Source organism: Thermomonospora umbrina, assembly GCF_003386555.1.
Taxonomy (GTDB): Bacteria; Actinomycetota; Actinomycetes; order Streptosporangiales; family Streptosporangiaceae; genus Thermomonospora; species Thermomonospora umbrina.
This window is the reverse complement of record NZ_QTTT01000001.1, coordinates 5,600,290-5,623,189: the sequence shown is the minus strand read 5'-3', so window position 1 is coordinate 5,623,189 and position 22,900 is coordinate 5,600,290. Positions and strand designations below refer to the sequence as shown.

Sequence of the window (22,900 nt, the reverse complement as noted above, 5' to 3'; positions counted from 1 at the left end):
GCGCTCCTCTCGGGCAGGTACCGGCCGGTGAAGGTCCGGACCTGGGACATAGCCGACGTGGCCGACGTGAACGCCCGCCGGGAGGCCGTGGCGCGGAAGCGGGCCCGGGAGGACGGGCCGCGCGGACGCTCGAAGGCCCTGCGGGACCGTTCCGGAGGGGGCGCGCGAGGGGCGGCGGCCGGTCGCTGGGCGCGACGCGGCGGGACGACGGTGCGCCGTGCGCACGGGCCGCCGATGCCGGTGTCTCGGGTGGGGTCACCCCGGGCCTCCCGCGTCTCCGATGAGACGGTCATGGCTCCGGGGGTGAACGGGTACGACGCCCCGCGCAGGGGCGTATCGCGCGCTGCCTCCCATCCGGACTTTCACCGTCGGTCCCGGAGTTCCACCGGGTCAACCGGCCGATGGCTTCGGCCGGGTCGCGGACTGTCACCGCCGGTTCGGAATTTCACCGACCCCGGAGCACGCGTTCACTGAGTCAGGAACCAGTGTGCCATGTCCGGCATTCCCCCTCCCTGTGAGGATGCCCACGGTCGGACGCACGACCGAGCGTTTGCTCGGGGCGTTTCGGCCGGTCATCGGCTTTTCCCGTTCAGCGATCTTCAGAGCGGGGACATCTGTTCGGTGAGACCTATGGCACCCGGGAGGTAGTCATGGACGTCATCGCCTTGATCGGGCGGATCCTGTTCGCCGCCATCTTCCTCGGCTCGGCCGTGGGGCACCTGACCGCGACCGACGCGATGGCCGGGTACGCCGCGAGCAAGCGGGTGCCCCGGCCGCGGCTCGGCGTGCAGGCCTCCGGCGTGTACATCCTGGTGGCCGCCGTGCTGCTGATCCTGGGCATCTGGCCGGACCTCGCGGCCCTGGCCCTGGTGCCGTTCCTGCTGATCACGGCGTTCATGTTCCACGACTTCTGGTCGCAGAGCGAGCCGGGGACCCGGCAGCAGGAGCAGATCCAGTTCCTCAAGGACGTGTCCCTGGCCGGAGGCGCCCTGGCCCTGTTCGTGCTGTACGCCTCCGACGGGCACCCGGGCCTCAACCTCGTCGGCCCGCTCTTCGCCTAACGCGGTTCTCGGGCGGTGCGGGCGGACCTCCAGAACACCGGGATGAGGGCCGCGCCGACGACCAGGTGCAGCAGGGCCAGCGTCAGCTTGGTCGCGCCGGTGGCCTCGACGGACAGCACGGGGGCGAACGAGAGGACCAACAGGGCGACGGCGACGGTCGTCCAGATCGCCCGGGCCCGGGAGGTGAGCCGTTCCAGGACCGCCAGGAGGCCCCAGCCGGCCAGCGACGGGAGCAGCGAGAAGGTCAGGATCGCGCCGAAGCCCAGGTCCATGGGGTCCTTGCCGGGCTGTTGGACCACCAGGTCCTCGCCGAGCAGCGGATCGGCGATCGACCAGACCGCGATCGACGCCGCGACCGCCGCACCCACGCCGACCCCCTGGGCGCGCCGCCGCCACCTGCCGGACCCGACGTCGGGGACGCTCACACTCGATGCCATGTCGTGCTCCTTGATGCCCATCATTATTGAGAACCTCAACTATCGAGGCAGTCTAGGAGAGATGCTTGAGAACCTCAACATTCGGGTGCGACCAGAAGTGCCTATGATCGAGGGATGAACGCCGTGCCCCCGCCCCAGCGCCCGGCCCACGACGAGATCAGCGCGATGGTCTTCCAGGTGGCGGAACGGCTGCGGCACTGCTTCAACGCCGCCGCGTCGCGGCTCGACCTGCCCCCCGCGCAGGCCCAGGCGCTGGCCACCAACCGCTTCCCCGCCCCCATGCGCCGGCTCGCCGAGGTGCTGGCCTGCGACGCCTCCAACATCACCGGCATCGTGGACGGCCTGGAGCGGCGCGGCCTCGTCCACCGCGAGCCCGACCCGGGCGACCGCCGGGTCAAGCTGGTGGTCCTCACCGAGGAGGGCGAACGCCGCCGTCAGGCCCTGCTGAGCCATGTGTCCGAGGCGTCCGCCCAGGTCTTCACCCTGCCGGAGACCGACCAGCGCGCCCTGCGCGACCTTCTCGCCCGCGTCGTCGAGGCCCGCCCCGAAGGCGGCCGGCCCGGCTGCGCCCTCTGAGGCGACGGCGACCACGGGGGCCCGGCCGGGTGATCCCTTAGGAGTCGAAGACCGTCTGGGTGTGGTCGATCGCCGGGTGACGCGATCCCAACCGCCGGCACCGCGAACAACTCCGCCGGCCGAACCGCGGGCCGGTGTCGAGCCACGGGCCGTCCTCGGCCTCCCGCAGCGCCCGGCCCAGGTCCGCGGCCGGTCTCGGCCGTGCGGAGCCGCCGTGTCGGCTCGGTCTCGTTCGAGGTCTGCGTCATGCCGGGCCGCCTGTCACGCGGCACCGACACGCGGCGGTCAGAACGGGCGGATCCCCCCGGCCACCCGCAGGCCGTCCGCCGTGACCGAGACGGCGGTGAGATCGGGGACGATCACGTCGGCCTCCTCCAGCGCCGACGCGGGATGGCTGGTGGTCAGGGCCACGACCCGGGCCCCGGCGGAACGGCCCGCGCGCACGCCCGCCGGGGCGTCTTCGACGACCACGCAGGCCACCGGGTCGACACCCAGTCTCCGCGCGGCCGACAGGTAGCCCTCCGGGTCGGGCTTCCCGTGCCGGACGTCCTCGGCGGTGACGACCACGTCGGGCAGCGGCAGCCCGGCGGCGGCGCGGCGCACCGCCAGCAGCGGCCGGTCCATCGAGGTCACCAGCGCCCAGGGGCGACCGTCGAGATCGGCCAACAGCCGCCGGACGCCCGGCAGCGCGGTGACGCCCTCGGTGTCGGCCGCCTCCAGGGCGTCCATCCGCGCGACCGCCGCCGCCGCCCGCTCGGGCGACAGCGACGGAAGGAACTCCGCCACCAGATCGTCGTTGCGGCGGCCGTGGGCGACGGCGAGGAACGCCTCGGGGTCCACGCCGTGCTCGGCCGCCCACACGCGGGCGGTCCGCTCCACGACCGGGGTCGAGTCGATCAGGGTGCCGTCCACGTCGAACAGCACCGCGGCAGCGGGGAGGAGCACGGTCAGACCGCGTCCATGGCCCGCTCGGCCTGCCCGCGCAGGGCCCGGACGGCCTCGGCGGGGTCGTCGGCGCCGTACACCGCGTTGCCCGCCACGAACACGTCCGCGCCCGCCTCGGCGCAGCGCTCGATGGTCTCGGCGCTGACGCCGCCGTCCACCTGCAGCCAGACCGGCAGGTCCCGGTCCTTGATCAGCTTGCGGGCGCGGCGCACCTTCGGCAGCACCACGTCCAGGAACCGCTGGCCGCCGAACCCGGGCTCCACGGTCATCAGCAGCAGCATGTCGATCTCGCCCAGCAGGTCCTCGTACGGCTCGACCGGGGTCGCCGGGTTGATGCCCAGCCCGGCGCGGGCCCCGGCGGCCCGGATGGTCCGCAGCGTGCGGATGGGGGCCTTGGCCGCCTCCGCGTGGATGGTGACGCTCCCCGCGCCGACCTCGGCGTAGGCGGGCGCCCACCGGTCCGGGTCCTCGATCATCAGGTGGCAGTCGAGCGGCAGCGCGCTGTGCTTGAGCAGCGCCTCCACGATCGGCAGCCCCAGGGTCAGGTTGGGCACGAAGTGGTTGTCCATCACGTCGACGTGCACCCAGTCGGCGGTGTCGGAGATCAGCGCGACCTCGTCGGCCAGGCGGGCGAAGTCGGCGGACAGGATGCTGGGAGAGATCTTTGCGGCCATGATGTCCGAGTCTAGGAGTCCTCCGTGAGGGCCGGTTCACCCGGCCGGGTGAGACCGGGGGTGGGACGCCCCGCCAACCCGAGGCGGACGAACGTCTCGGGCGCCCCGGCGGTCAGCCAGAGCGCGACGAGCACGAGGACGGCGAACACGGCCGCCGCATGTCGGGGCAGCACGAGCCACAGCGACAGGATCGGCAGCAGCCCCGCCACCCCCACCGGGACGGCGAGGACCCGCCGCCACGGGTCCCCGGACGGGACGAACCAGCCGCGGTGCGCCAGCCAGGACAGCCCGGCGGGCACACCGCCCAGGACGGCCGCCGACGCCGCCGCGCGCTCCAGCCAGCGCGGGTCGGCCGAACCCCCGGCGGCGATGATGGCGCTGCGCCAGGCCGGGGGCATCTGCCAGCCGTCCAGCCCCAACTCCACGATCACCACGGTCGCGCCGAGCGCGCCGAGGGCCAGGGCGGCGCAGATCCAGAGCCGGACCGGCAGGCCCCGGTCCCCCCACCAGCGGGTCGCCGTCGGCCCGAGCCGGATCGCGGCGACCAGGATCACCGCCCCGACCGCCCAGCCGGCCGCCACCTGACCGATCGAATGGACGCCCAGGTGGACGCGGGACACCCCGACCAGGACGACCACGACCCCGGCCGCCGCCCACGCCCGACGACGCCCCAGGTGGTACGCCAGCAGACCGTAGGCGAGCGTCGACCCCTGCGCGTGCCCCGACGGCATGCCGAACGAGGACTCCGACGACAGCGGGTTGATCGCCGGGTCGGTCCAGTACGGGCGCGGATCGGCGAAGATCAGCTTGAGCAGCACGTTGACCATCGCGCCGGCGGCCAGCACCACCGCCGCGCGGCCCGCCGCGACCGGGTTCAGGCACCAGAACGCCAGCACCAGCAGCGGCAGGTAGAACCCCGCGCTGCCCACGAAGGACGCCGCCTGCATGAATCCCGTCATCGGCTCGGCGCCCTCCGTCCCGTCGTCGGTGTGTCGACCCGTCAGCCCGTCCGGCGCAGCAGCGCCAGGAACATCGCGTCGGTGCCGTGCCGGTGCGGCCAGAACTGGGCGTACGGACCGTCGCCCAGCCCCTCCAGTCCCCCGGACGCCACCTCGGCCAGGACCGCCGGGGAGTCGAGCCGTTCCACGTCCTGACGGCGGCGCAGCACGTCGTCGACCACGACCCGCGTCTCGGCCAGGTGCGGGGAGCAGGTCACGTACGCCACCACTCCCCCGGGCCGGACGGCCTCCAGCGCCGACGCCAGCAGCGACCGCTGGAGCGGGCCCAGCTCCGCCACGGACGACGGCTGCCGCCGCCAGCGGGACTCCGGGCGTCGCCGCAGCGCGCCGAGCCCCGTGCAGGGGGCGTCGAGCAGCACCCGGTCGAACGCGCCGGGCCGCCAGGCGGGGACGGTGCCGTCCACGACGGCGACGCCGGTGCGGTCGTCGACCGCGCGGCGCACCAGCGCGGCGCGGTGGTGCTGGAGGTCGCAGGCGACCAGCCGGGCGTCCCGCAGCGTCGCCAGGCCGGCCAGCAGCCCCGCCTTGCCGCCGGGACCGGCGCACAGGTCCAGCCAGGTCGCGTCGGGCCCGTCCAGCGGCGCGGCGGCCAGCGCGAGGGCCACCAGTTGACTGGCCTCGTCCTGGACGGCGGCGCGGGACTCCCGGACCGCCGCGACGGCCGCCGGGTCGCCCTCGGGGAGCAGCGCCGCCTGCGGCGAGTACGCGGCGGGCTCCGCGCCCGCCTCCACCAGTTCCTCCGCCGTGGCGCGGCCGGGCTTGGCGACCAGCGTGACGCGCGGCCGCGCGTTGTCGGCGGCCAGCAGCGCCTCGATCTCGTCGCGGTCGGCCCCGAGCGCGTCGCGCAGCGCGGTGACGATCCAGCGCGGGTGGCTGTGCGTCACCGACAGGCGGCCGACCTCGTCGCCGGGCGGCGCGACGATCTCCAGCCACGCCGCCAGGTCGCGGGTGGCGACCTTGCGGAGCACCGCGTTGGCGAACTTGGCCTGCCCCGGACCGGACACCGAACGGGCCAGCTCGACGGCCGTGCCGACGGCCGCGTGCGGCGGGATCCGGGTGGCCAGCAACTGGTGGGCCCCCAGCCGCAGCACGTCCAGCAGCGGCCCGTCGATGCGTCGCAGCGGCCGGTCGCTGCACAGCGCCAGCACCGCGTCGTAGGTGCCCAGCCCGCGCAGCGTGCCATAGGTCAGCTCGGTGGCCAGGGCGGCGTCCCGGCCCGTCAGGTCGCGGTCGCGCAGCCTGCTGGGGAGGAGCAGGTTGGCGTACGCGTCCCGGGTCTGCACCGCCCGGATGACATCGAAGGCCGTCCGGCGCACCAGGTCCTCGGGCCCGCCGGTGCGGCGCGGCCCGCCCGGTCGCCGGTCGTGGCCCCGACGGTCGCGGGCGGTGCGGGCGTTGCGTGCGGGCGGCATCAGACCAGGGTGTCCTTGTCGTCGAGGGTCAGCCCGCGCATCCAGTCGGCGGCGGGCATCCGGCGCCTGCCCTGCGGCTGAACCTCGCCGAGCGCGACGGGATGGGTGGCGGTGCCGACGAGGAGCTCCTTCTTGGTGGCCTTCAGCTCCCCCGGGGCCAGGTCGCCGGCGCCGACGGCCAGGCGTACGGGGCCCAGTTTCAGTCGCTCGTCGCGGAACGTCGTCCACGCGCCGGGCGCGGGCGTGCAGGCCCGCACCAGCCGGTCGACGCGCAGCGCCGGGGCGGTCCAGTCGACGCGGGCGTCGTCGGGTGTCAGCTTGGAGGCGTACGAGACGCCCTCGGCGGGCTGCGGGCGCGGCTCCAGGACGCCCTGCTCGATGCCGTCCATCGTGTCGGCCAACAGGCGGGCGCCCGCGTGGGCCAGCCGTGCCAGCAGCTCGCCGGAGGTGTCGTCGGGCCGGATCGGCTCGGTGAGGACCCCGTACACCGGTCCGGTGTCCAGGTCCTCCTCGATCTCGAACGTGCAGGCGCCGGTGACGTCGTCGCCGTGCAGGACGGCGTGCTGGACCGGGGCCGCGCCGCGCCAGGCGGGCAGCAGGGAGAAGTGCAGGTTGACCCAGCCGTGCCGGGGGATGTCGAGCGCGGCGCGGGGCAGCAGCGCGCCGTAGGCCACCACGGGGCAGCAGTCGGGGGCGATCTCACGGAGCCGGTCGAGGAACTCCGGGTCCCTCGCCTTCACGGGCTTGAGCACCTCCACACCCGCCTCGGCGGCCCGCTCGGCGACCGGACTCGCCACCATCCGACGCCCCCTCCCGGCGGGGGCGTCGGGCCGGGTGACGACCGCGACCACCTCGTGCCGCGGCGAGTCCAGCAACGCCTCCAGCGCCGGGACCGCCGTCTCGGGCGTCCCTGCGAAGACCAGCCTCATGTCCATGCCTCCATCAGCCGCCGTACCCGCGAACGGGCGGGCCGCACGTCCTACAGCGCCTTACCGAAGGTGCGGTGCGGCGAGTCCCTGACCACCGGGGCGGGCTCGCCGAACCATTCGGCCTCGCGGATGGCCTTCATGGCGGCCTTGCGCTGGTCCGGGTCCATCCGGTCGATGAACAGGATGCCGTCGAGGTGGTCGGTCTCGTGCTGCACGCACCGGGCCAGCAGGTCGGTGCCCTCCAGCGTGATCGGCTCGCCGTGCATGTTGTGGCCCTTGGCGACGGCCCGCCAGGCGCGCGGGGTGGGGAAGCTGAGGCCGGGCAGGGACAGGCAGCCCTCCTCGCCGTCCTGTCGTTCCTCCGACAGGTCCAGCGTGGGATTGACCACGTGACCGAGCCGGTCGTCCACGTAATAGGTGAACACCCGCAGGCCCACCCCGAGCTGGGGGGCGGCCAGCCCGGCGCCCGGGGCGTCGATCATGGTGTCGGTGAGGTCCTTGACGAGCGTGCGCAGTTCCTTGTCGAAGTCCTTGACCGGCTCGGCCGGCGTGCGCAGCACCGGGTCGCCGAACAGACGGATGGGCTTGACGGCCAACGATGGCTCCTGTCCAGGGGCGGGATGGACGATCCTCTCAGTCTAGGGAGAACTCGGCGGCGGGCTCACCGCGAGCGGACCCGGGCCGCCCCGGCCCTCGCCGCGTCGGCCGGCGCCGCGTCCGGCAGGTGCGCGCCGAGGGCGTCCAGCACCTCGGCGGCCGAGGGATGCCCGATCTCCGCCATCCGCTCGATCAGCGCGGCCAGGCCCGCGTCGGCCGGGACGTCGGTGAGCGCCTCGGCCACGGCCTCGCCCGGCCCGGCGATCTCCATCAGCGCCGCCACCGTGTCGGTCAGCACCCAGCTCATCTCGTCAGTGCCCAGCTCCTCGTCCGTCAGGCCCCGTTCGAGCAGCCACAGCATCGCGTACGGGCGGGTCGCCGGCTCCTCCAGCGCCTCCCGGACGACGGGCGCCGCCTCGGCGTCCACGCCGTGCAGGACGGCGTCGGCGACGTTGCGGGCGCCGGGCCCGTCGGAGCGCATCACCCGGATCAGCTCGGCCGCCGCCGCCCGGGGCTCGCGGGCCGCCACCCAGCGGTCCATCTCCAGCGCGGCGGTCTCCTCGTCGTAGCCCTGCAGCCCGTCCACCAGCGCGGCGGCCGAGCCGGCGGTGAGCCCGCCCACGACGGGGGCGGTGAAGCCCTCGGCGATCAGCAGCTCGCGCACGCCCCACACGCCGAGCGGGGTCAGCTCGGGCCCGCCGGCGTCCTCGGCGATCACGCCCCAGGCGGCCAGCCCGTCCAGCTCGCGGCCGAGGGCGGCGGCGACCTCGTCCGGCGGCGGCGTCGCCCCGTGGTCCATCCGGGTGTCGAGGAGGTGCCCCGCCAGGGCGGCCGTCAGCTCCTCCCGGGTGCCGGGCCCCTCCTGCTCGTACAGGTGGATGAGCACGCCGGTCAGCTCGCCGCGCACCAGCGCGGCGACATCCGTGCCGGACTCGGCCTCGTCGCCCGCCACCGCCTCGTCGAACAGCCGCACCCAGGCGGCCAGCACCGACGCGTCGTCGCCCTCACGGAGGTCCTTCAGGGCGGGGCCGGGCTCCACCCGGCCGTGCCCGACGGTGAGCACGTCGGCCCCGGCGACCGCCCGCCACAGCGACTCCACGTCGTCCCGGGGCAGGTCCAGGGCGGACGCGGCGTCCTCGGCGTCCTCGGGCGTGGGCATGCCCGCGTCGGTGACGACCCGTTCCCCCGCCCAGGCCGCCAGGGCCAGCGCCCGTCGGGTCAGCCCGGAACGGCGGGCGGCCCCGGCCAGCTCGGCGACGGGGGCCAGCTCGACCGGCGGCACCGCCGACTCCTCGTTCTCGCGCAGGTAGGCGGCCGCGCGGTCGAAGCGCTCGTCGTCGCTGAGGCTCTCGAAACGGCCGAGCCAGCCCTGGACGGCGTCCTCGTCGTCGAGGTCGACCCCGTCGGCGGCCATCATGCCCCGCACGATCTCGCCCGCCGACTCCCGTTCCGCCAGGTCCAGCTCGCCGACGATCTCGGTGAGCTCCGGCTCCAGGCCCGCCAGGGTCTCGCGCAGCGCGGCGCCCCGATCGTCGGTCAGCCGCCCGGAGGAGACCAGGAAGTCCACCATCGCCGTCGCCGTGGCCAGCACGGAGGGCACGTCCTCGACCTCGGCCACCACCGCCTCGGGGAACGTCCGCAGCATCAGGTGCCGCATCCGGTCCGGGGTCAGGTCGTCGGGGCCGGTCACCCCGGGATCCGCGCCGGCGAGGTCCAGCAGGAGCCGGACGCCCTGCGCGTCGATCCCGCCCTCGTGGCCGATGGCCCAGCTCTCGAGGGATCCGTCGGCGATGTCCACCCAGTCGTCTGCCACCAGGAGACCCTAGCGTTCCGGGATACCGGCGGTGCGGGGTTCAGATCAGTTCCAGCGGGTCGATCTGCGCGCGGACCGGATCGGGGGCGCGGCGGGCACTCCGGACGCCCTGGGCGGCCTTCAGCGCCCGCCCGAGCGCGGTGCCGGCGTTGCGGGGCACCCTGATCAGGGCGCGTTCCCTCTCGGGGGCGGGCGCTCCGGAGGCCGCGGGGTCCTGCGGGGCGGCGACCGGGACGGGCCCGAGGACCTGGGCGCCCTCCGGCAGCCGGGTGTCGGCGAGCAGCTCGCGGATCGCCGCCGGGGCGCCGGTCAGGGACGCCATCCGGGCGGCCGGCGGGAACCCCAGCTCGCGCCGGTCGGCCAGCTCCCGCTCGGCCAGGGTCACCGGGTCCCAGCGGAGCAGGGCCTGGACCGGGGGCAGCGACCCGTCCGCCAGGATGATCACCGGGGCGGCGGAGCGGACGAGGGCGGCGGCGTTCATCCAGCGGCGCAGCGCCTCCTCGGCGGCCCGCAGGTCGGGGCGGGACAGCAGGACCCAGCCGTCCAGGAGCAGCGCCGCCGCGTACCCCTCGTCGGCGACCGGCTCGGCCCCGGGGGTGGACACGATCAGCGCGGGCGCGGCGCCCACCCGGTCGAGCACCCCGTCACGGCCCGACGTCCGCACCGGGACGCCGGGGAAGGCGCGGCCCAGCTCCTCGGCGGTGCGGCGGGCCCCCACGACGGCGGCGCGGACATGGCGCCCGCCGCACTCGGGGCACTCCCAGTCGCCGGCGATCCGGCCGCACCAGCGGCAGTACGGGGCCGCGTGCGACGACCTGATCGCCAGCGGCCCCTGACAGCCGGCGCAGCGCGCGGGCCCCCGGCAGCGACCGCAGCGCAGACCCGGAACGTAGCCGCGACGGGGCACCTGGACGAGTACGGGCCCCTGCTCCAGCGCCCGGCGGGCCGTGCTCAGCGCCAGCGACGGCAGACGGGCCGAACGGGCGGCCTCGTCCCTGGCCATGTCGGCGTCGTCGCCGGCGGGCCGGACCCGGGGCATCGCCGTGCGGATCCGCTGCCGGTCGGCCACGAGAGCGTGCGCCCAGCCGCTCTCCACCAGGACGGTGGCGTCGGTGGTGCGGGTGAACCCCCCGATCAGCGCCCCGGCCCCCGAACGGTGCGCCCGCAGCGCCAGCACCTCGCGGGGGTGCGGGTACGGGGCGTGGGGCTCGGCGTGGACGTCGTCGCCGTCGTCCCACAGGACGACCAGCCCGAGGTCGTGGACGGGCGCGAACATCGCCGCGCGGGTGCCGACCACCGCCGTGGCCGTGCCGCGCAGGACCGCCAGCCACCGCCGGTAGCGTTCGGCGGGCCCCGACTCGGCCGTGAGCGCCACATGCCGCGACGGCTCCCCGAGGGCCTCGGCCAGGGCGGCGTCCACCCGCGCCACCTGCCGGCCGTCGGCGAGCACCACGAGCGCGCCGCGCCCCGACGCGAGGGTCGCCTGAACGGCCCCGGCGATCGCCTCGGCCCAGTCGCGGCCGGGCAGCGCCGTCCACACCGCCCTGGGGGCCCGGCCCTCGGCCAGCGCGTTCAGGAAGGACGTCCCGGCCGGGTAGTGGCCCCAGGTGCCGGGCGCGGGCGGCTCGGGCCGCCACTCCCCCGGGTCGGGGTGCTCCTCGGCCTCGGTGGCGGCGTGCCGGGGCGGGACGGCCAGCCGCAGCACGTCGGCGAGGGTCCCCGCGTAGCGGTCGGCGACCTCCCTGGCCAACGCCGCGATCTCCGGGGTGAGGACGGCCTCGGGCGAGGTGACCCGCTCCAGGAACGCCAACCGCCCCTCGTGGTCGCTCTCGGCCACCCGTTCCAGGACGAAGCCGTCCACGAGCTGCCCGGCGAACCGGACCCGCACCCGGCAGCCCGGCACCGTCTTGGCGTCCCACTGGCGGGGGACGAGGTAGTCGAACGGGCGGTCCAGGTGCGGCAGCGACATGTCCACCAGGACGCGCGCCACCGGCAGCGTCTCGGCGGGCTGCCGGGCGCCCTTCTTGGCGGTCCTCTTCGCGGAGCCGCCCTTGGCGGGCGGGCTCACCGGGAGGTCGTCCATCCCGGGGAGCGGCGCCGCCTCACCGCCGTTCGTCACGGTCCCGTCCTACCAGACGGGTACGACCGTCCGGGAACGACGCGGGCCCCGCGCGACCGGAGTCGGCGGGGCCCGCGATCAGGCTCGGAACGGTCAGAGGCCGGCGGCGGAGCGCAGGGCCTCGGCGCGGTCGGTGGACTCCCAGGAGAAGTCCGGCTCCTGGCGGCCGAAGTGGCCGTAGGCGGCGGTCTGGGAGTAGATCGGGCGCAGCAGGTCCAGGTCGCGCACGATGGCGGCCGGACGCAGGTCGAACACCTGGCCCACGGCCTCCTGGATCTTCGCCACGTCGACCTTCTCGGTGCCGAAGGTCTCCACGAACACGCCGACCGGGTGGGCCTTGCCGATCGCGTAGGCGACCTGCACCTCGGCGCGGTCGGCCAGCTCGGCGGCGACGATGTTCTTGGCCACCCAGCGCATCGCGTACGCCGCGGAGCGGTCCACCTTGGAGGGGTCCTTGCCGGAGAAGGCGCCGCCGCCGTGGCGGGCCATGCCCCCGTAGGTGTCCACGATGATCTTGCGGCCGGTCAGCCCGGCGTCGCCCATGGGGCCGCCGATCTCGAACCGGCCGGTCGGGTTGACCAGCAGCCGGTAGCCGTCGGTGTCCAGGTCGAACGCGGCGAGCACGGGGTCGATCACGTGCTCCTTGATGTCCGGGGTCAGCAGCTCCTTGAGGTCGATGTCGGGAGCGTGCTGGCTGGAGACGACCACGGTGTCGAGCCGGACCGCGCGGTCGCCGTCGTACTCGATGGTGACCTGGGTCTTGCCGTCCGGGCGCAGGTACGGCACGGTGCCGTCCTTGCGGACCGCCGACAGCCGCTGGGCCAGCCGGTGGGCCACCGTGATCGGCAACGGCATCAGCTCGGGGGTCTCCCGGGTCGCGTAGCCGAACATCAGGCCCTGGTCGCCGGCGCCCTGCCGGTCCAGCTCGTCGACGGTCTCGCCCTCGCGGGTCTCATAGGCGTCGTCGACGCCCTGCGCGATGTCGGGCGACTGGGCGCCGATGGACACCGACACACCGCAGGAGTGGCCGTCGAAGCCCTTCTTGGAGGAGTCGTAACCGATCTCCAGGATCTTCTCCCGGATGACCCCGGGAAGGTCCACATAGGTCTCGGTGGTCACCTCTCCGGCGACGTGCACCTGACCGGTGGTGATCATGGTTTCCACGGCGACCCGGCTGGTCGGGTCGTCCTTCAGCATCGCGTCGAGGATCGCGTCACTGATCTGGTCCGCGATCTTGTCGGGATGTCCTTCGGTCACGGACTCGGAGGTGAACAGACGGCGAGACACGTGCGTGCACTCCTTGCAGCGGCTGCTGACTGACGTCGCAGGACGGACGGTGTTTCATCGAGACGGCGCGGCGACGCGCCGGGCTTATTTCCGCCGAAGTGTATCGGGAATGACCGGACGAGGACTCCACCCCTTCTTGCGCAATCGGGCGACGCCGGCCGCCCCGGCTTAGAAGCGGGTGATGACCAGGTCCCAGACCACATCGGCCAGGGCCTCCTTGGGCCCCCGGGGGATCTCGGTCGGCTCGCCGTCGGCGGCCAGCACCACGGCCGCGTTGTCGGGCCGTCCGAACGCCAGATCCTCTCCGACCTGGTTGACCACCAGGAGGTCGCAGCCCTTGCGGGCGAGCTTGGCGCGGCCGTTGGCCAGCACGTCGTCGGTCTCGGCGGCGAACCCGACGATCACCTGGCCGGGCCGCCGCCGCTCCCCCAGCTCCGCCAGGATGTCGGGGTTGCGGACCAGCTCCACCGGGTCGGGCCCGGCCGACTCGGACTTCTTGATCTTGGACGGGCGCCGCACCGCGGGCCGGAAGTCGGCCACCGCGGCGGCCATCACCACGGCGTCGGCGGAGCCGGCGGCCTCGATCACGGCCTTGCGCAGCTCCTCCGCGGTGCCCACCGGAACGATCTCGGCGCCCGCCGGGGCGGGCAGCGTCACGTTGGCGGCCACCAGGGTCACCCGGGCGCCCCGGGCCAGGGCCGTGCGGGCCAGCGCGTACCCCTGCAGGCCCGACGAGCGGTTGCCGAGGAAGCGGACCGGGTCCAGCGGCTCGCGGGTGCCGCCCGCCGAGACCACCACGTGCCGGCCGGCGAGGTCGGCGGCCAGGTCGCCGCGCGCCAGCACCCGCCGGGCCACCTCGAACAGCTCGGCCGGGTCGGGCAGCCGGCCCTTGCCGGTGTCGGCGCCGGTCAGCCGGCCGGAGGCGGGCTCGACCACGATCGCGCCGCGCGAGCGCAGCGTCGCCACGTTGGCCCGGGTGGCGGGGTGCTCCCACATCTCGGTGTGCATCGCCGGGGCGAACACCACCGGGCATCGGGCGGTGAGCAGCGTGTTGGTCAGCAGGTCGTCGGCCAGCCCGTGGGCGGCCTTGGCCAGCAGGTTCGCGGTGGCGGGGGCGACGAACACCAGATCGGCGTCCTGCCCCAGCCGGACGTGCGGGACCTCGTCGACGTCGGACCACACCTCGGAGGCCACCGGCCGTCCGGACAGGGCGGCCCAGGTGGGCTCCCCGACGAAACGGAGCGCGTCACGGGTGGGCACGACGCGGACGTCGTGCCCGGACTCGGTGAGCCTGCGCAGCAGCTCGCACGCCTTGTAGGCGGCGATGCCCGCGCCGACCCCGAGGACCACCCGGGGCTTCGCTGCGGTCATGAAGGGTTACTGAGCCTCGATGGGCTCGGCGTTCAGCAGGCCCTCTCGCGTCTCCCGCAGGGCGATGGAGAGCGGCTTCTCCTGGACGTGGGTCTCCACGAGGGGGCCGACGTACTCCAGGAGGCCCTCGCCCAACTGGGCGTAGTAGGCGTTGATCTGACGCGCCCGCTTGGCCGCGATGCTCACCAGGCCGTACTTGGTGTCGACGACCTCGAGGAGCTCGTCGATCGACGGGTTGGTGATGCCTTCGCTGTTGGCCGCCACGCTGGGACCCCCCTGATGTTCGTCAATCCGGACTCTGATTCGTCATCAAGGCTAGCAGTTCCTCGCACACGCCCTGGACGGACGTGTTGACCAGCGTGAGGTCGAACTCCTTCTCGGCGGCCAGCTCGACGCGGGCGGCGTCCAGCCGGCGCTCGATCACCTCGGGCGGCTCGGTGCCGCGACCGACCAGCCGGCGCACCAGCTCGTCCCACGACGGGGGGGCCAGGAACACCAGTCGGGCCTCCGGCATCGCCCGGCGCACCTGGCGCGCCCCCTGCAGGTCGATTTCCAGCAGGACGGGCACTCCGGCGGCCAGCCTTTCGACGACCGGAGCCCGCGGGGTCCCGTACCGGTTGCCCGCGAACTCGGCCCATTCGAGCAATTCCCCGTCGCCGACGAGCCGGTCGAAACCGGCGTCGTCGACGAAGAAGTACTGCACGCCGTGCTTTTCTCCCGGCCGGGGGGGCCGGGTTGTCACCGAGACCGACAGCCACACCTCGGGGTGCGCCCGCCGGATCTCGGCGACGACCGTGCTCTTCCCGACGCCGGACGGCCCGGACAGCACCGTCAGGCGGCGCCTGCGCAGATCAGACCCTGTGTCGCCGCCCGGAACGGCCTGCGGCGCGTCCGGGCGGGGCGGGATGGAGCCGTCCGGTGCGCCCGCGGGCGCACCGGAGCCGGCCGCGACGGTGCCCCCGTCACGCCCGCCCATGCGATCCTCGTCAGCGGTTCGCACCGCCGCCGAACTCACGCTCCAGGGAGGCCCGCTGGTTGGCGCCGAGTCCCCGCACACGGCGGGACTCGGCGATGCCCAGGCGCTCCATGATCTGCTTCGCACGGACCTTGCCCACACCGGGGAGGGACTCCAGCAGGGCCGACACCTTCATCTTGCCGATGACGCCATCGGTCTGGCCCTCCTTGAGCACCTCGGCGAGCGAGACGCCACCGTGCTTGAGCCGGTTCTTGACCTCGGCCCGCTCCTTGCGGGCCTTGGCGGCCTTCTCCAATGCTGCGGCGCGCTGTTCAGGAGTTAGGGGCGGAAGAGCCACGCCGGGTCACCTCGTGATTCCACTCGACGGAGTCGGACGGGTTCGGAAACTAGCGAGTTCACACCCCATAAAGCAACGTGAAGTGCTGTTCGGCCCGCCACAAAATCACGAAAATCACTCCCCGAAGTGTCCTGAATACAGAGTGTACACAATCTGGGCGGGCCGGCGGCGGATTCCCTTGTCGTCCAGGGGTTTCGGGCACCCGGCCGAAAGCCCCGCCCCGGGGCGCCGCAGAACGTGATCTTGGTCTCGAAAATGCGGTCCGACCGAATCCCCCACGACGATCCTCAAGGGGCGGTGCGGCGGCGCAGCGCGGCGGCCAGCCCGGCCGCCGCCGCACCAGGGTCGGCGGCCCCGGTGATGGGCCGACCGATCACCAGCAGGTCGGCCCCGGCCGCCAGCGCCTCCTCCGGGGTGGCCACCCGCGCCTGGTCCTGGGTCGCCGCCCCGGCGGCCCGGACACCAGGGGTGATGAGGGTGATCGACGGCCCCACCTCCGCGCGGACCGCAGCGGCCTCCTGAGGCGAGCAGACCAGCGCCCGGGCACCCGCCCCCACCGCCAGCACCGCGAGCCGTCGTACGGCATCTGAGGCCGGTCCGGCGAGGCCCATCCGCGCCAGATCCGCGTCGCGCAGCGAGGTCAGCACGGTGACGGCCGCGATCTCGGCGTCCGGGGCGGCCTCCACGGCCGCGCGGATCATCGCCTCACCGCCGGTCGCGTGCACGGTGAGGATCTCGGGCCGCAGCCGGGCCACCGCGCGGGCGGCCCCGGCGACGGTCGCCGGGATGTCGTGGAGCTTGAGGTCCAGGAAGACCCGCACCCCGCTGGCCCCCCGCACGCTGGCGACGACGTCGGGCCCGTACCGCAGGTACAGCTCGAGGCCGACCTTGACGGTGCTGACGTGCGGCGTCACCAGGTGGGCCCAGCGGGCGGCGGTCTCCAGGTCGGGGGCGTCGAGGGCGACGGCGATGGGGGCGGGTGTCACGGCTTCTCCTTCGGCTCCTCGGGCCGCTCGCGCGCCCGCTCCCCGGCCCCGGCGGGGGCGGGGCCGATCTGCGGCGGAACGTAGCCCGTCGGCTTGTGGGCCAGGCCGACGGCGTCGGCGAGGGCGGCGATCCGGCGGACGGACAGCGCCTCCTCCAGCTCGCGCAGGATGCGCGGGGCCGCCGTCGGATCGTGGAACAGGGCGCTGCCCACGGCCACCGCGCAGGCCCCGGCGAGGACGAACTCCAGGGCGTCCAGACCCGTGGCCACGCCCCCGATCCCGACGATGGGCGTCCCCGGCAGCGCGGCGTGGACCTCGTACACGCAGCGCACGGCGACCGGCCGGATCGCGGGGCCGGACAGGCCGCCGGACACGCCGGTCAGCGCCGGCCGCATGGTGTCCGCGTCGATCGCCGACCCGGCCATGGTGTTGATCAGGGACAGCCCGTCCGCCCCCGAGTCGACGCAGGCCAGCGCCACGGTGACCAGGTCGCCGACGTCCGGGGCCAGCTTGGCCAGCACGGGCACGTCCCGCCGGGTGGCGACCCGCACCGCCCGGACCACGTCGGCCGCGGGACCCGGAAGGCGACCGAACATCCGGCCCCGGTCCTCCACGTTGGGGGCGGCGAGGTTGACCTCGACGGCGGCCACCGAGGGCGCGTCGTACAGCCGCCGGGCCACCTCGGCGTACTCCTCCAGGCTGTTGCCCGCCACCGACACGATCACCGGCACGTCCTGCTCCGCCAGGAACGGCAGATCGCGTTCCAGGAAGGAGTCGATGCCGGGGCCGGGCAGGCCCATGGCGGTGAGGAGGCCGCTCGGGGTCTCGGTCACCCGCGGGGTCGGCCGGCCCGCGCGGGGCTGCGTCATCACCGACGTGGTGACGAAGGCCCCCAGCTTGGTCAGGTCGAAGAACCGGGCCAGCTCGCGGCCCGTCCCGCCGCAGCCCGCGGCCGTCATCACCGGGTTGGTCAGCTCCAGCGCGCCGAGGCGCGTCCGCATGTCCGTCACAGCGCCCCTCCCAGGGCCCGTGGGGCGCCCAGCGCGTCGAACGGGATGGTGCCCAGGTCGCCCCAGCGCACCCGGTCGCCGCGCAGCACCGGGCCGTCGCTGCAGGCCCGGACCATGCGGGTGATCCCGTCGTCGCCGACGATCGGCAGCACGCAGGCCATGCACAGGCCCGTTCCGCAGGCACCGGTGCGCTGGAGGAACTCCTCGACGGAGACCTGCGACGGCAGCCCGTACCGGGACGCCACCGCGCTCACCGCGCGCAGCAGCTCCGTGGGGCCGCAGGCGTAGACGACGTCGGCGCCGGACTCCTCGATGACGCGCGGCAGCACGTCACCGGCCGTCCCCGTGTCGCCCAGCGAGCCGTCCTCGGTGACGACCGCGGCGGAGTCGCCGATGCGCTGCGCCGACCGGGCCCCGAACACCGCCGGGGCCGACCGGTCGGCCAGCAGGAAGTGGACCCTGCACTCGCGCCGCCGCAGCGTGTCCGCCAGCGCGAACAGCGCGGCGGCGCCCGGCCCGCCGCCCACCAGCAGGCAGCTCACCGGGTCGCGGGGCAGCCGGAACGGGCGGCCGAGCGGGCCCACCATGTCGACCATGTCCCGGGCCCGGCGGCCCACCAGCCAGCCGGTGCCCGGGTCGGCGCCGCCCCGGTGGTCGAACACCAGCTCCACGGTGCCGCCGTAGTCCGGCTTGACCTCGTACACGGCGAAGCAGCGGCGCGCCAGCCGGGCGGTGTGCTCGCCGCCGACCGCCAGGGCCACGAACTGCCCCGGCCGGAACCGTTCGGCCACCGCGGGCGCCACCAGCGTCATCGCGTGGTAGTCCTGGACCTGGCGGACCGTCAGGACGGTCGCCGACGTCCGCAGGCCGGCGGCCCAGTTGGGATGGTCGGTCACCGGTCTCCACTCCTATCGGCGTGCTGTCACCCGCGCGCGTCCCGGAGACGTTCGGCGTGCTCCTGGAGGGAGCGGACGCCGATGTCGCCGCGGACGATGGCCTCGATGCCCTGCACGGCGGCGGCGAGCCCGGCCGTGGTGGTCACGCACGGGATGCCGCGCAGCACGGCGGCGGTCCGGATCTCGTAGCCGTCCAGACGCGGCCCCGAGTGTCCGGGGCTCCCGAAGGGAGTATTGACGATGAGGTCCACCTCGCCGTCGAGGACGCGCCGGACGATGGTCGGCTCGCCGTCGGATCCGGGGCCTTCGCTGTGCTTGCGCACGATCTTGGCACGCACGCCGTTGCGGCGCAGGACCTCGGCGGTGCCCTCCGTGGCCAGGATCTCGAAGCCCAGGTCGGCCAGCCGCTTGACGGGGAAGACCATCGCCCGCTTGTCCCGGTTGGCGACCGACACGAACGCCCGTCCCTTGGTGGGCAGGGAGCCGTAGGCGGCCTGCTGGGACTTGGCGTAGGCGGTGCCGAAGCCCTCGTCGATGCCCATGACCTCGCCGGTGGAGCGCATCTCGGGGCCGAGCACGATGTCGACGCCCTGCCCCTGCGCGTTGCGGAACCGGTCGAACGGGAGGACGGCCTCCTTGACGGCGATCGGGGAGTCCAGCGGCAGGGTGCCGCCGTCGCCCTCGCGGGGCAGCACACGCTCGTCGCGGAGCTGCGCGACCGTGGCGCCGAGCATGACGCGGGCGGCGGCCTTCGCCAACGGGACGGCGGTGGCCTTCGAGACGAACGGGACTGTGCGGGAGGCGCGCGGGTTGGCCTCCAGGACGTACAGGACGCCCGCCGACAGGGCGTACTGGACGTTCATGAGGCCGCGCACGCCGATGCCGCGCGCCAGCGCCTCGGTGGACTCGCGGATCCGGCGGATGTCGTCGCGGCCGAGGGTGATCGGCGGCAGCGCGCACGCCGAGTCGCCGGAGTGGATCCCGGCCTCCTCGATGTGCTCCATGATCCCGCCGAGGTAGAGCTCCTCGCCGTCGTAGAGGGCGTCCACGTCGATCTCGATGGCCTCGTCGAGGAACCGGTCGACCAGGACGGGGTGCTCGGGGCTCGCCTCGGTGGCCTTCTCCATGTACCCCTGGAGGGTGGCGTCGTCGTAGACGATCTCCATGCCGCGCCCGCCGAGCACGTACGAGGGCCGGACGAGGACCGGATAGCCGATCTCGGCGGCGATCTCGCGGGCCTCCTCGAAGGAGGTGGCGGTGCCGTGCTTGGGCGCGGGCAGCCCGGCGCGGGCCAGCACCCGGCCGAACGCGCCGCGCTCCTCGGCGAGGTGGATGCTCTCCGGGGAGGTGCCGACGATCGGGACGCCGGCGTCCTTGAGGCGCTGCGCCAGGCCCAGCGGGGTCTGCCCGCCGAGCTGGACGATCACGCCCACGACCTCGCCGGACCGCTGCTCGGCGTGCACGACCTCGAGGACGTCCTCCAGGGTGAGCGGCTCGAAGTAGAGCCGGTCGGAGGTGTCGTAGTCGGTGGAGACCGTCTCGGGGTTGCAGTTGACCATGACGGTCTCGTAGCCCGCCTCCGACAGCGTGAACGAGGCGTGCACGCAGGAGTAGTCGAACTCGACGCCCTGCCCGATCCGGTTGGGTCCGCTGCCCAGGATGATGACCTTGGGCCGCTCCCCCGGCGGGACCTCGGTCTCCTCGTCGTAGGTGGAGTACAGGTACGGGGTGCGGGCGGCGAACTCGGCGGCGCAGGTGTCGACCGTGTGGAAGACGGGCCGGACGCCCAGCGCCCTGCGCAGCTCACGGACGACCTCCTCCGACAGGCCCCGCAGCGCGCCGATCTGCGCGTCGGAGAACCCGTGCCGCTTGGCGGCCAGCAGCTTCTCCCTCGTCAGCGCGTCCTCGGAGGTGCGGACGTCCTCGGCGACCTCGTTGATCGCGGCGATCTGGTCGAGGAACCACGGGTCGATGCCGGTGGCCCGGTGGACCTCCTCCGGGGACGCCCCCGCCGCCAGGGCGCGCTGGACCTCCCGGAGCCTGCCGTCGTGCGGCCGACCGGCGCTGCGGAGCAGCTCGGCCGGGTCGGCGGGCAGGTCCGCCCAGGAGAACGAGGCGCCCTTCTGCTCCAGCGAGCGCAGCGCCTTCTGCAGCGCCTCCGGGAACGAGCGGCCGATCGCCATGGCCTCGCCCACCGACTTCATGTGGGTGGTCAGGGTGGAGTCCGCGCCGGGGAACTTCTCGAACGCGAACCGGGGCACCTTGACCACGACGTAGTCGAGGGTCGGCTCGAAGCTGGCCGGGGTCTCGGCGGTGATGTCGTTGGGGATCTCGTCCAGCGTGTAGCCGATGGCCAGCCTGGCGGCGATCTTGGCGATCGGGAAGCCGGTGGCCTTGGAGGCCAGCGCGGAGGACCGCGACACCCGAGGGTTCATCTCGATCACGACCATGCGCCCGGTGTCGGGCTGCACCGCGAACTGGATGTTGCAGCCGCCGGTGTCCACCCCGACCTCGCGGATCACGGCGATGGCCACGTCCCGCATGTTCTGATACTCGCGGTCGGTCAGCGTGAGCGCGGGCGCCACGGTGATCGAGTCGCCGGTGTGCACGCCCATCGGGTCGAGGTTCTCGATGGAGCAGACGATGACGACGTTGTCGGCCCGGTCGCGCATGACCTCCAGCTCGTACTCCTTCCAGCCGATGATGGACTCCTCCAGGAGCACCTCGCTGGTCGGGCTGGCGGCCAGGCCGGACCCGGCGATGCGGCGCAGGTCGGCCTCGTCGTAGGCCATGCCGGAGCCGGCCCCGCCCATGGTGAACGAGGGCCGCACCACCATGGGGTAGCCCAGGTCGCCGGCGGCGGCCAGGCACTCGTCCAGGGTGTGGCAGATCACCGAGCGGGCCGACTCGGCGTTCAGGCCCTGCTCGGCGGCGACGGCGGTGACGATCTCCTTGAACCGCTCGCGGTTCTCCCCCGCCTGGATGGCGTCGATGTCGGCGCCGATCAGCTCCACCCCGTACCGCTCGAGGACGCCGGCCTCGTGCAGGGCGATGGCGGTGTTCAGCGCGGTCTGGCCGCCCAGGGTGGGCAGCAGGGCGTCGGGGCGCTCCTTGGCGATGACCTTCTCGACGACCTCGGGCGTGATCGGCTCGATGTAGGTGGCGTCGGCGAACTCCGGATCGGTCATGATCGTCGCCGGGTTGCTGTTGACCAGCACGACCCGCAGGCCCTCGGCCCGCAGCACCCGGCACGCCTGGGTGCCGGAGTAGTCGAACTCGCAGGCCTGGCCGATGACGATCGGCCCGGAGCCGATGACCAGGACCGACTTCAGATCTTCACGGCGCGGCATTACCGGGCACCTTCCATCGTCTGGCAGAACCGGTCGAACAGGCCGGTGGAGTCGTGCGGGCCCGCGGCGGCCTCGGGGTGGTACTGCACGCTGAACGCGCGGCCGTCGAGCAGGCGCAGGCCCTCGACGCAGCCGTCGTTCAGGTTGACGTGGCTGACCTCGGCGCGCCCGAAGGGCGTGTCGAACGGGCCGTCCACGGGCGCCTCCACGGCGAAGCCGTGGTTGTGGGCGGAGATCTCCACCCGGCCGGTGGCGCGGTCCTGCACGGGCTGGTTGACGCCCCGGTGGCCGAACCTCAGCTTGTACGTGCCCAGGCCCAGCGCACGGCCGAAGATCTGGTTGCCCAGGCAGATCCCGAAGAACGGCCGCCCCGCCTCCAGGACGCCGCGCAGCGCGGTGACCGCGTACTCGGTGGCGGCCGGGTCGCCGGGGCCGTTGCTGAAGAACACGCCGTCCGGGTCGCGGGCGAGGATCTCCTCGGCGGTCACGGTGGCGGGCAGGACGTGCACCTCGCAGCCGCGCTCGGCCATCCGGTGCGGGGTCATCGACTTGATGCCCAGGTCGACGGCGGCCACGGTGAACCGCTTCTCCCCGATCGCGGGGACGACGTACGGCTCGGCGGTGGTGACGCGTCGGGCGAGGTCGGCGCCCTCCATGGAGGGGCTCTGGCGGACCCGCTCCAGCAGCGCCTCCGGGTCGGTCTCGGCGGTCGAGACCGCGCCGCGCATGGCGCCCCGGTCGCGCAGGTGGCGGGTGAGGGCACGGGTGCCGGGCATCGCGATGCCGACGACCCCGTACGCCCTCAGCTCGTCGTCCAGGGAGCGGCGGGACCGCCAGTTGGAGGCGACCCGGGCCGGCTCGCGCACCACGTACCCGGCGACCTGGATGCGGCCGGACTCGGGGTCGTCGTCGTTGACGCCGGTGTTGCCGATGTGAGGGGCGGTCATCGCGACGATCTGCCCGGCGTAGGAGGGGTCGGTGAGGGTCTCCTGGTAGCCGGTCATGCCGGTGTTGAAGACCATCTCGCCGAAGGTCTCGCCTTCCGCGCCGAACCCGACCCCGTGGAAGACCCTGCCGTCCTCGAGTACGAGCATCGCTGGGGGGT

General features: G+C 74.2%; 21 protein-coding genes and 1 riboswitch. Of the genes, 2 read left to right on the top strand and 19 right to left on the bottom strand.

Translation table 11 applies throughout. The features are described 5' to 3' along the window. Positions 1 to 336: 336 nt before the first annotated feature. A riboswitch (FMN riboswitch) is annotated at positions 337 to 467 on the bottom strand. 183 nt (positions 468 to 650) lie between these two features. Beyond that, positions 651 to 1,061 carry a DoxX family protein gene (locus tag DFJ69_RS25175; protein ID WP_116024883.1) on the top strand — a complete coding sequence of 137 codons (411 nt, stop codon included), beginning with the start codon at positions 651 to 653 and terminating at the stop codon, positions 1,059 to 1,061. Here DFJ69_RS25175 and DFJ69_RS25170 read toward each other — a convergent pair. Then, entirely contained in the window at positions 1,058 to 1,498 is a 441-nt protein-coding gene (locus DFJ69_RS25170) for a DUF6069 family protein (protein ID WP_211328733.1), read from the bottom strand. The two genes, DFJ69_RS25175 and DFJ69_RS25170, sit on opposite strands and share 4 nt — an antisense overlap. A 114-nt stretch (positions 1,499 to 1,612) precedes the next feature. Between DFJ69_RS25170 and DFJ69_RS36245 the strand changes: the two genes are divergently transcribed. Further along, on the top strand, positions 1,613 to 2,074 hold the full coding sequence (locus DFJ69_RS36245) for a MarR family winged helix-turn-helix transcriptional regulator (RefSeq protein ID WP_281275895.1): 462 nt from the start codon (positions 1,613 to 1,615) through the stop codon (positions 2,072 to 2,074). Between the two features lie 285 nt (positions 2,075 to 2,359). Here DFJ69_RS36245 and DFJ69_RS25160 read toward each other — a convergent pair whose 3' ends face one another. The 18 genes from DFJ69_RS25160 to carA form a co-directional block, all read right to left on the bottom strand. After that, positions 2,360 to 3,019 (bottom strand): HAD-IA family hydrolase, encoded by a 660-nt coding sequence (locus DFJ69_RS25160; RefSeq protein WP_116024882.1) that lies wholly within the window; start codon positions 3,017 to 3,019, stop codon positions 2,360 to 2,362. 2 nt (positions 3,020 to 3,021) lie between these two features. Then, positions 3,022 to 3,693, bottom strand: a complete 672-nt coding sequence (gene rpe / locus DFJ69_RS25155; protein WP_116024881.1) for a ribulose-phosphate 3-epimerase — start codon at positions 3,691 to 3,693, stop codon at positions 3,022 to 3,024. Between the two features lie 11 nt (positions 3,694 to 3,704). Further along, a complete protein-coding gene (locus DFJ69_RS25150; protein WP_116024880.1) occupies positions 3,705 to 4,652 on the bottom strand; it encodes a phosphatase PAP2 family protein in 948 nt (315 codons plus the stop codon). Between the two features lie 41 nt (positions 4,653 to 4,693). After that, on the bottom strand, positions 4,694 to 6,124 hold the full coding sequence (locus DFJ69_RS25145) for an RsmB/NOP family class I SAM-dependent RNA methyltransferase (protein WP_116024879.1): 1,431 nt from the start codon (positions 6,122 to 6,124) through the stop codon (positions 4,694 to 4,696). Next, the gene (gene fmt / locus DFJ69_RS25140) at positions 6,124 to 7,053 is read right to left on the bottom strand and encodes a methionyl-tRNA formyltransferase (protein ID WP_116026893.1); all 930 of its coding nucleotides are present in this window, start codon (positions 7,051 to 7,053) and stop codon (positions 6,124 to 6,126) included. Before fmt ends, DFJ69_RS25145 begins: the two co-directional genes overlap by 1 nt. Positions 7,054 to 7,103: 50 nt before the next feature. Continuing rightward, positions 7,104 to 7,649 carry a peptide deformylase gene (gene def, locus DFJ69_RS25135; RefSeq protein ID WP_116024878.1) on the bottom strand — a complete coding sequence of 182 codons (546 nt, stop codon included), beginning with the start codon at positions 7,647 to 7,649 and terminating at the stop codon, positions 7,104 to 7,106. A gap of 65 nt (positions 7,650 to 7,714) precedes the next feature. After that, on the bottom strand, positions 7,715 to 9,463 hold the full coding sequence (locus DFJ69_RS25130) for a hypothetical protein (RefSeq protein WP_116024877.1): 1,749 nt from the start codon (positions 9,461 to 9,463) through the stop codon (positions 7,715 to 7,717). A 40-nt stretch (positions 9,464 to 9,503) separates the two neighbouring features. Next, the gene (locus tag DFJ69_RS25125; protein ID WP_116026892.1) at positions 9,504 to 11,546 is read right to left on the bottom strand and encodes a primosomal protein N'; all 2,043 of its coding nucleotides are present in this window, start codon (positions 11,544 to 11,546) and stop codon (positions 9,504 to 9,506) included. Positions 11,547 to 11,675: 129 nt separating this feature from the next. Then, on the bottom strand, positions 11,676 to 12,869 hold the full coding sequence (gene metK, locus DFJ69_RS25120; protein ID WP_116024876.1) for a methionine adenosyltransferase: 1,194 nt from the start codon (positions 12,867 to 12,869) through the stop codon (positions 11,676 to 11,678). A gap of 168 nt (positions 12,870 to 13,037) precedes the next feature. Next, a complete protein-coding gene (coaBC, locus tag DFJ69_RS25115) occupies positions 13,038 to 14,240 on the bottom strand; it encodes a bifunctional phosphopantothenoylcysteine decarboxylase/phosphopantothenate--cysteine ligase CoaBC (protein WP_116024875.1) in 1,203 nt (400 codons plus the stop codon). A gap of 6 nt (positions 14,241 to 14,246) precedes the next feature. Beyond that, on the bottom strand, positions 14,247 to 14,531 hold the full coding sequence (gene rpoZ, locus DFJ69_RS25110) for a DNA-directed RNA polymerase subunit omega (protein ID WP_425453427.1): 285 nt from the start codon (positions 14,529 to 14,531) through the stop codon (positions 14,247 to 14,249). Then, positions 14,527 to 15,216 (bottom strand): guanylate kinase, encoded by a 690-nt coding sequence (gene gmk / locus DFJ69_RS25105; protein ID WP_116024873.1) that lies wholly within the window; start codon positions 15,214 to 15,216, stop codon positions 14,527 to 14,529. Before gmk ends, rpoZ begins: the two co-directional genes overlap by 5 nt. A 10-nt stretch (positions 15,217 to 15,226) precedes the next feature. Further along, positions 15,227 to 15,553 (bottom strand): integration host factor, actinobacterial type, encoded by a 327-nt coding sequence (gene mihF / locus DFJ69_RS25100; protein ID WP_116024872.1) that lies wholly within the window; start codon positions 15,551 to 15,553, stop codon positions 15,227 to 15,229. A gap of 287 nt (positions 15,554 to 15,840) precedes the next feature. Then, on the bottom strand, positions 15,841 to 16,539 hold the full coding sequence (pyrF, locus tag DFJ69_RS25095; protein WP_116024871.1) for an orotidine-5'-phosphate decarboxylase: 699 nt from the start codon (positions 16,537 to 16,539) through the stop codon (positions 15,841 to 15,843). Continuing rightward, positions 16,536 to 17,540, bottom strand: coding sequence for a dihydroorotate dehydrogenase (locus tag DFJ69_RS25090; RefSeq protein WP_116026890.1), 1,005 nt, complete (start codon positions 17,538 to 17,540; stop codon positions 16,536 to 16,538). Before DFJ69_RS25090 ends, pyrF begins: the two co-directional genes overlap by 4 nt. A gap of 5 nt (positions 17,541 to 17,545) precedes the next feature. Further along, on the bottom strand, positions 17,546 to 18,361 hold the full coding sequence (locus tag DFJ69_RS25085; protein WP_116026891.1) for an iron-sulfur cluster-binding protein: 816 nt from the start codon (positions 18,359 to 18,361) through the stop codon (positions 17,546 to 17,548). 110 nt (positions 18,362 to 18,471) lie between these two features. Beyond that, entirely contained in the window at positions 18,472 to 21,795 is a 3,324-nt protein-coding gene (carB, locus tag DFJ69_RS25080) for a carbamoyl-phosphate synthase large subunit (RefSeq protein ID WP_116024870.1), read from the bottom strand. Continuing rightward, on the bottom strand, positions 21,795 to 22,889 hold the full coding sequence (gene carA / locus DFJ69_RS25075; RefSeq protein WP_116024869.1) for a glutamine-hydrolyzing carbamoyl-phosphate synthase small subunit: 1,095 nt from the start codon (positions 22,887 to 22,889) through the stop codon (positions 21,795 to 21,797). Before carA ends, carB begins: the two co-directional genes overlap by 1 nt. Positions 22,890 to 22,900: the final 11 nt, after the last annotated feature.

What these genes read in the sequence shown, in the direction of transcription:
- DFJ69_RS25150 (WP_116024880.1), bottom strand. Translation starts at nt 4,652, where the DNA reads ATGACGGGATTCATGCAGGCGGCGTCCTTCGTGGGCAGCGCGGGGTTC.
- DFJ69_RS25145 (WP_116024879.1), bottom strand. Translation starts at nt 6,124, where the DNA reads ATGCCGCCCGCACGCAACGCCCGCACCGCCCGCGACCGTCGGGGCCAC.
- DFJ69_RS25125 (WP_116026892.1), bottom strand. Translation starts at nt 11,546, where the DNA reads ATGGACGACCTCCCGGTGAGCCCGCCCGCCAAGGGCGGCTCCGCGAAG.
- DFJ69_RS25175 (WP_116024883.1), top strand. Translation starts at nt 651, where the DNA reads ATGGACGTCATCGCCTTGATCGGGCGGATCCTGTTCGCCGCCATCTTC.
- carA (WP_116024869.1), bottom strand. Translation starts at nt 22,889, where the DNA reads ATGCTCGTACTCGAGGACGGCAGGGTCTTCCACGGGGTCGGGTTCGGC.
- coaBC (WP_116024875.1), bottom strand. Translation starts at nt 14,240, where the DNA reads ATGACCGCAGCGAAGCCCCGGGTGGTCCTCGGGGTCGGCGCGGGCATC.
- fmt (WP_116026893.1), bottom strand. Translation starts at nt 7,053, where the DNA reads ATGAGGCTGGTCTTCGCAGGGACGCCCGAGACGGCGGTCCCGGCGCTG.
- carB (WP_116024870.1), bottom strand. Translation starts at nt 21,795, where the DNA reads ATGCCGCGCCGTGAAGATCTGAAGTCGGTCCTGGTCATCGGCTCCGGG.
- rpe (WP_116024881.1), bottom strand. Translation starts at nt 3,693, where the DNA reads ATGGCCGCAAAGATCTCTCCCAGCATCCTGTCCGCCGACTTCGCCCGC.
- DFJ69_RS36245 (WP_281275895.1), top strand. Translation starts at nt 1,613, where the DNA reads ATGAACGCCGTGCCCCCGCCCCAGCGCCCGGCCCACGACGAGATCAGC.
- gmk (WP_116024873.1), bottom strand. Translation starts at nt 15,216, where the DNA reads ATGGGCGGGCGTGACGGGGGCACCGTCGCGGCCGGCTCCGGTGCGCCC.
- DFJ69_RS25085 (WP_116026891.1), bottom strand. Translation starts at nt 18,361, where the DNA reads ATGACGCTGGTGGCGCCCGCGGTGGCCGAACGGTTCCGGCCGGGGCAG.
- DFJ69_RS25170 (WP_211328733.1), bottom strand. Translation starts at nt 1,498, where the DNA reads ATGGCATCGAGTGTGAGCGTCCCCGACGTCGGGTCCGGCAGGTGGCGG.
- DFJ69_RS25090 (WP_116026890.1), bottom strand. Translation starts at nt 17,540, where the DNA reads ATGCGGACGCGCCTCGGCGCGCTGGAGCTGACCAACCCGGTGATGACG.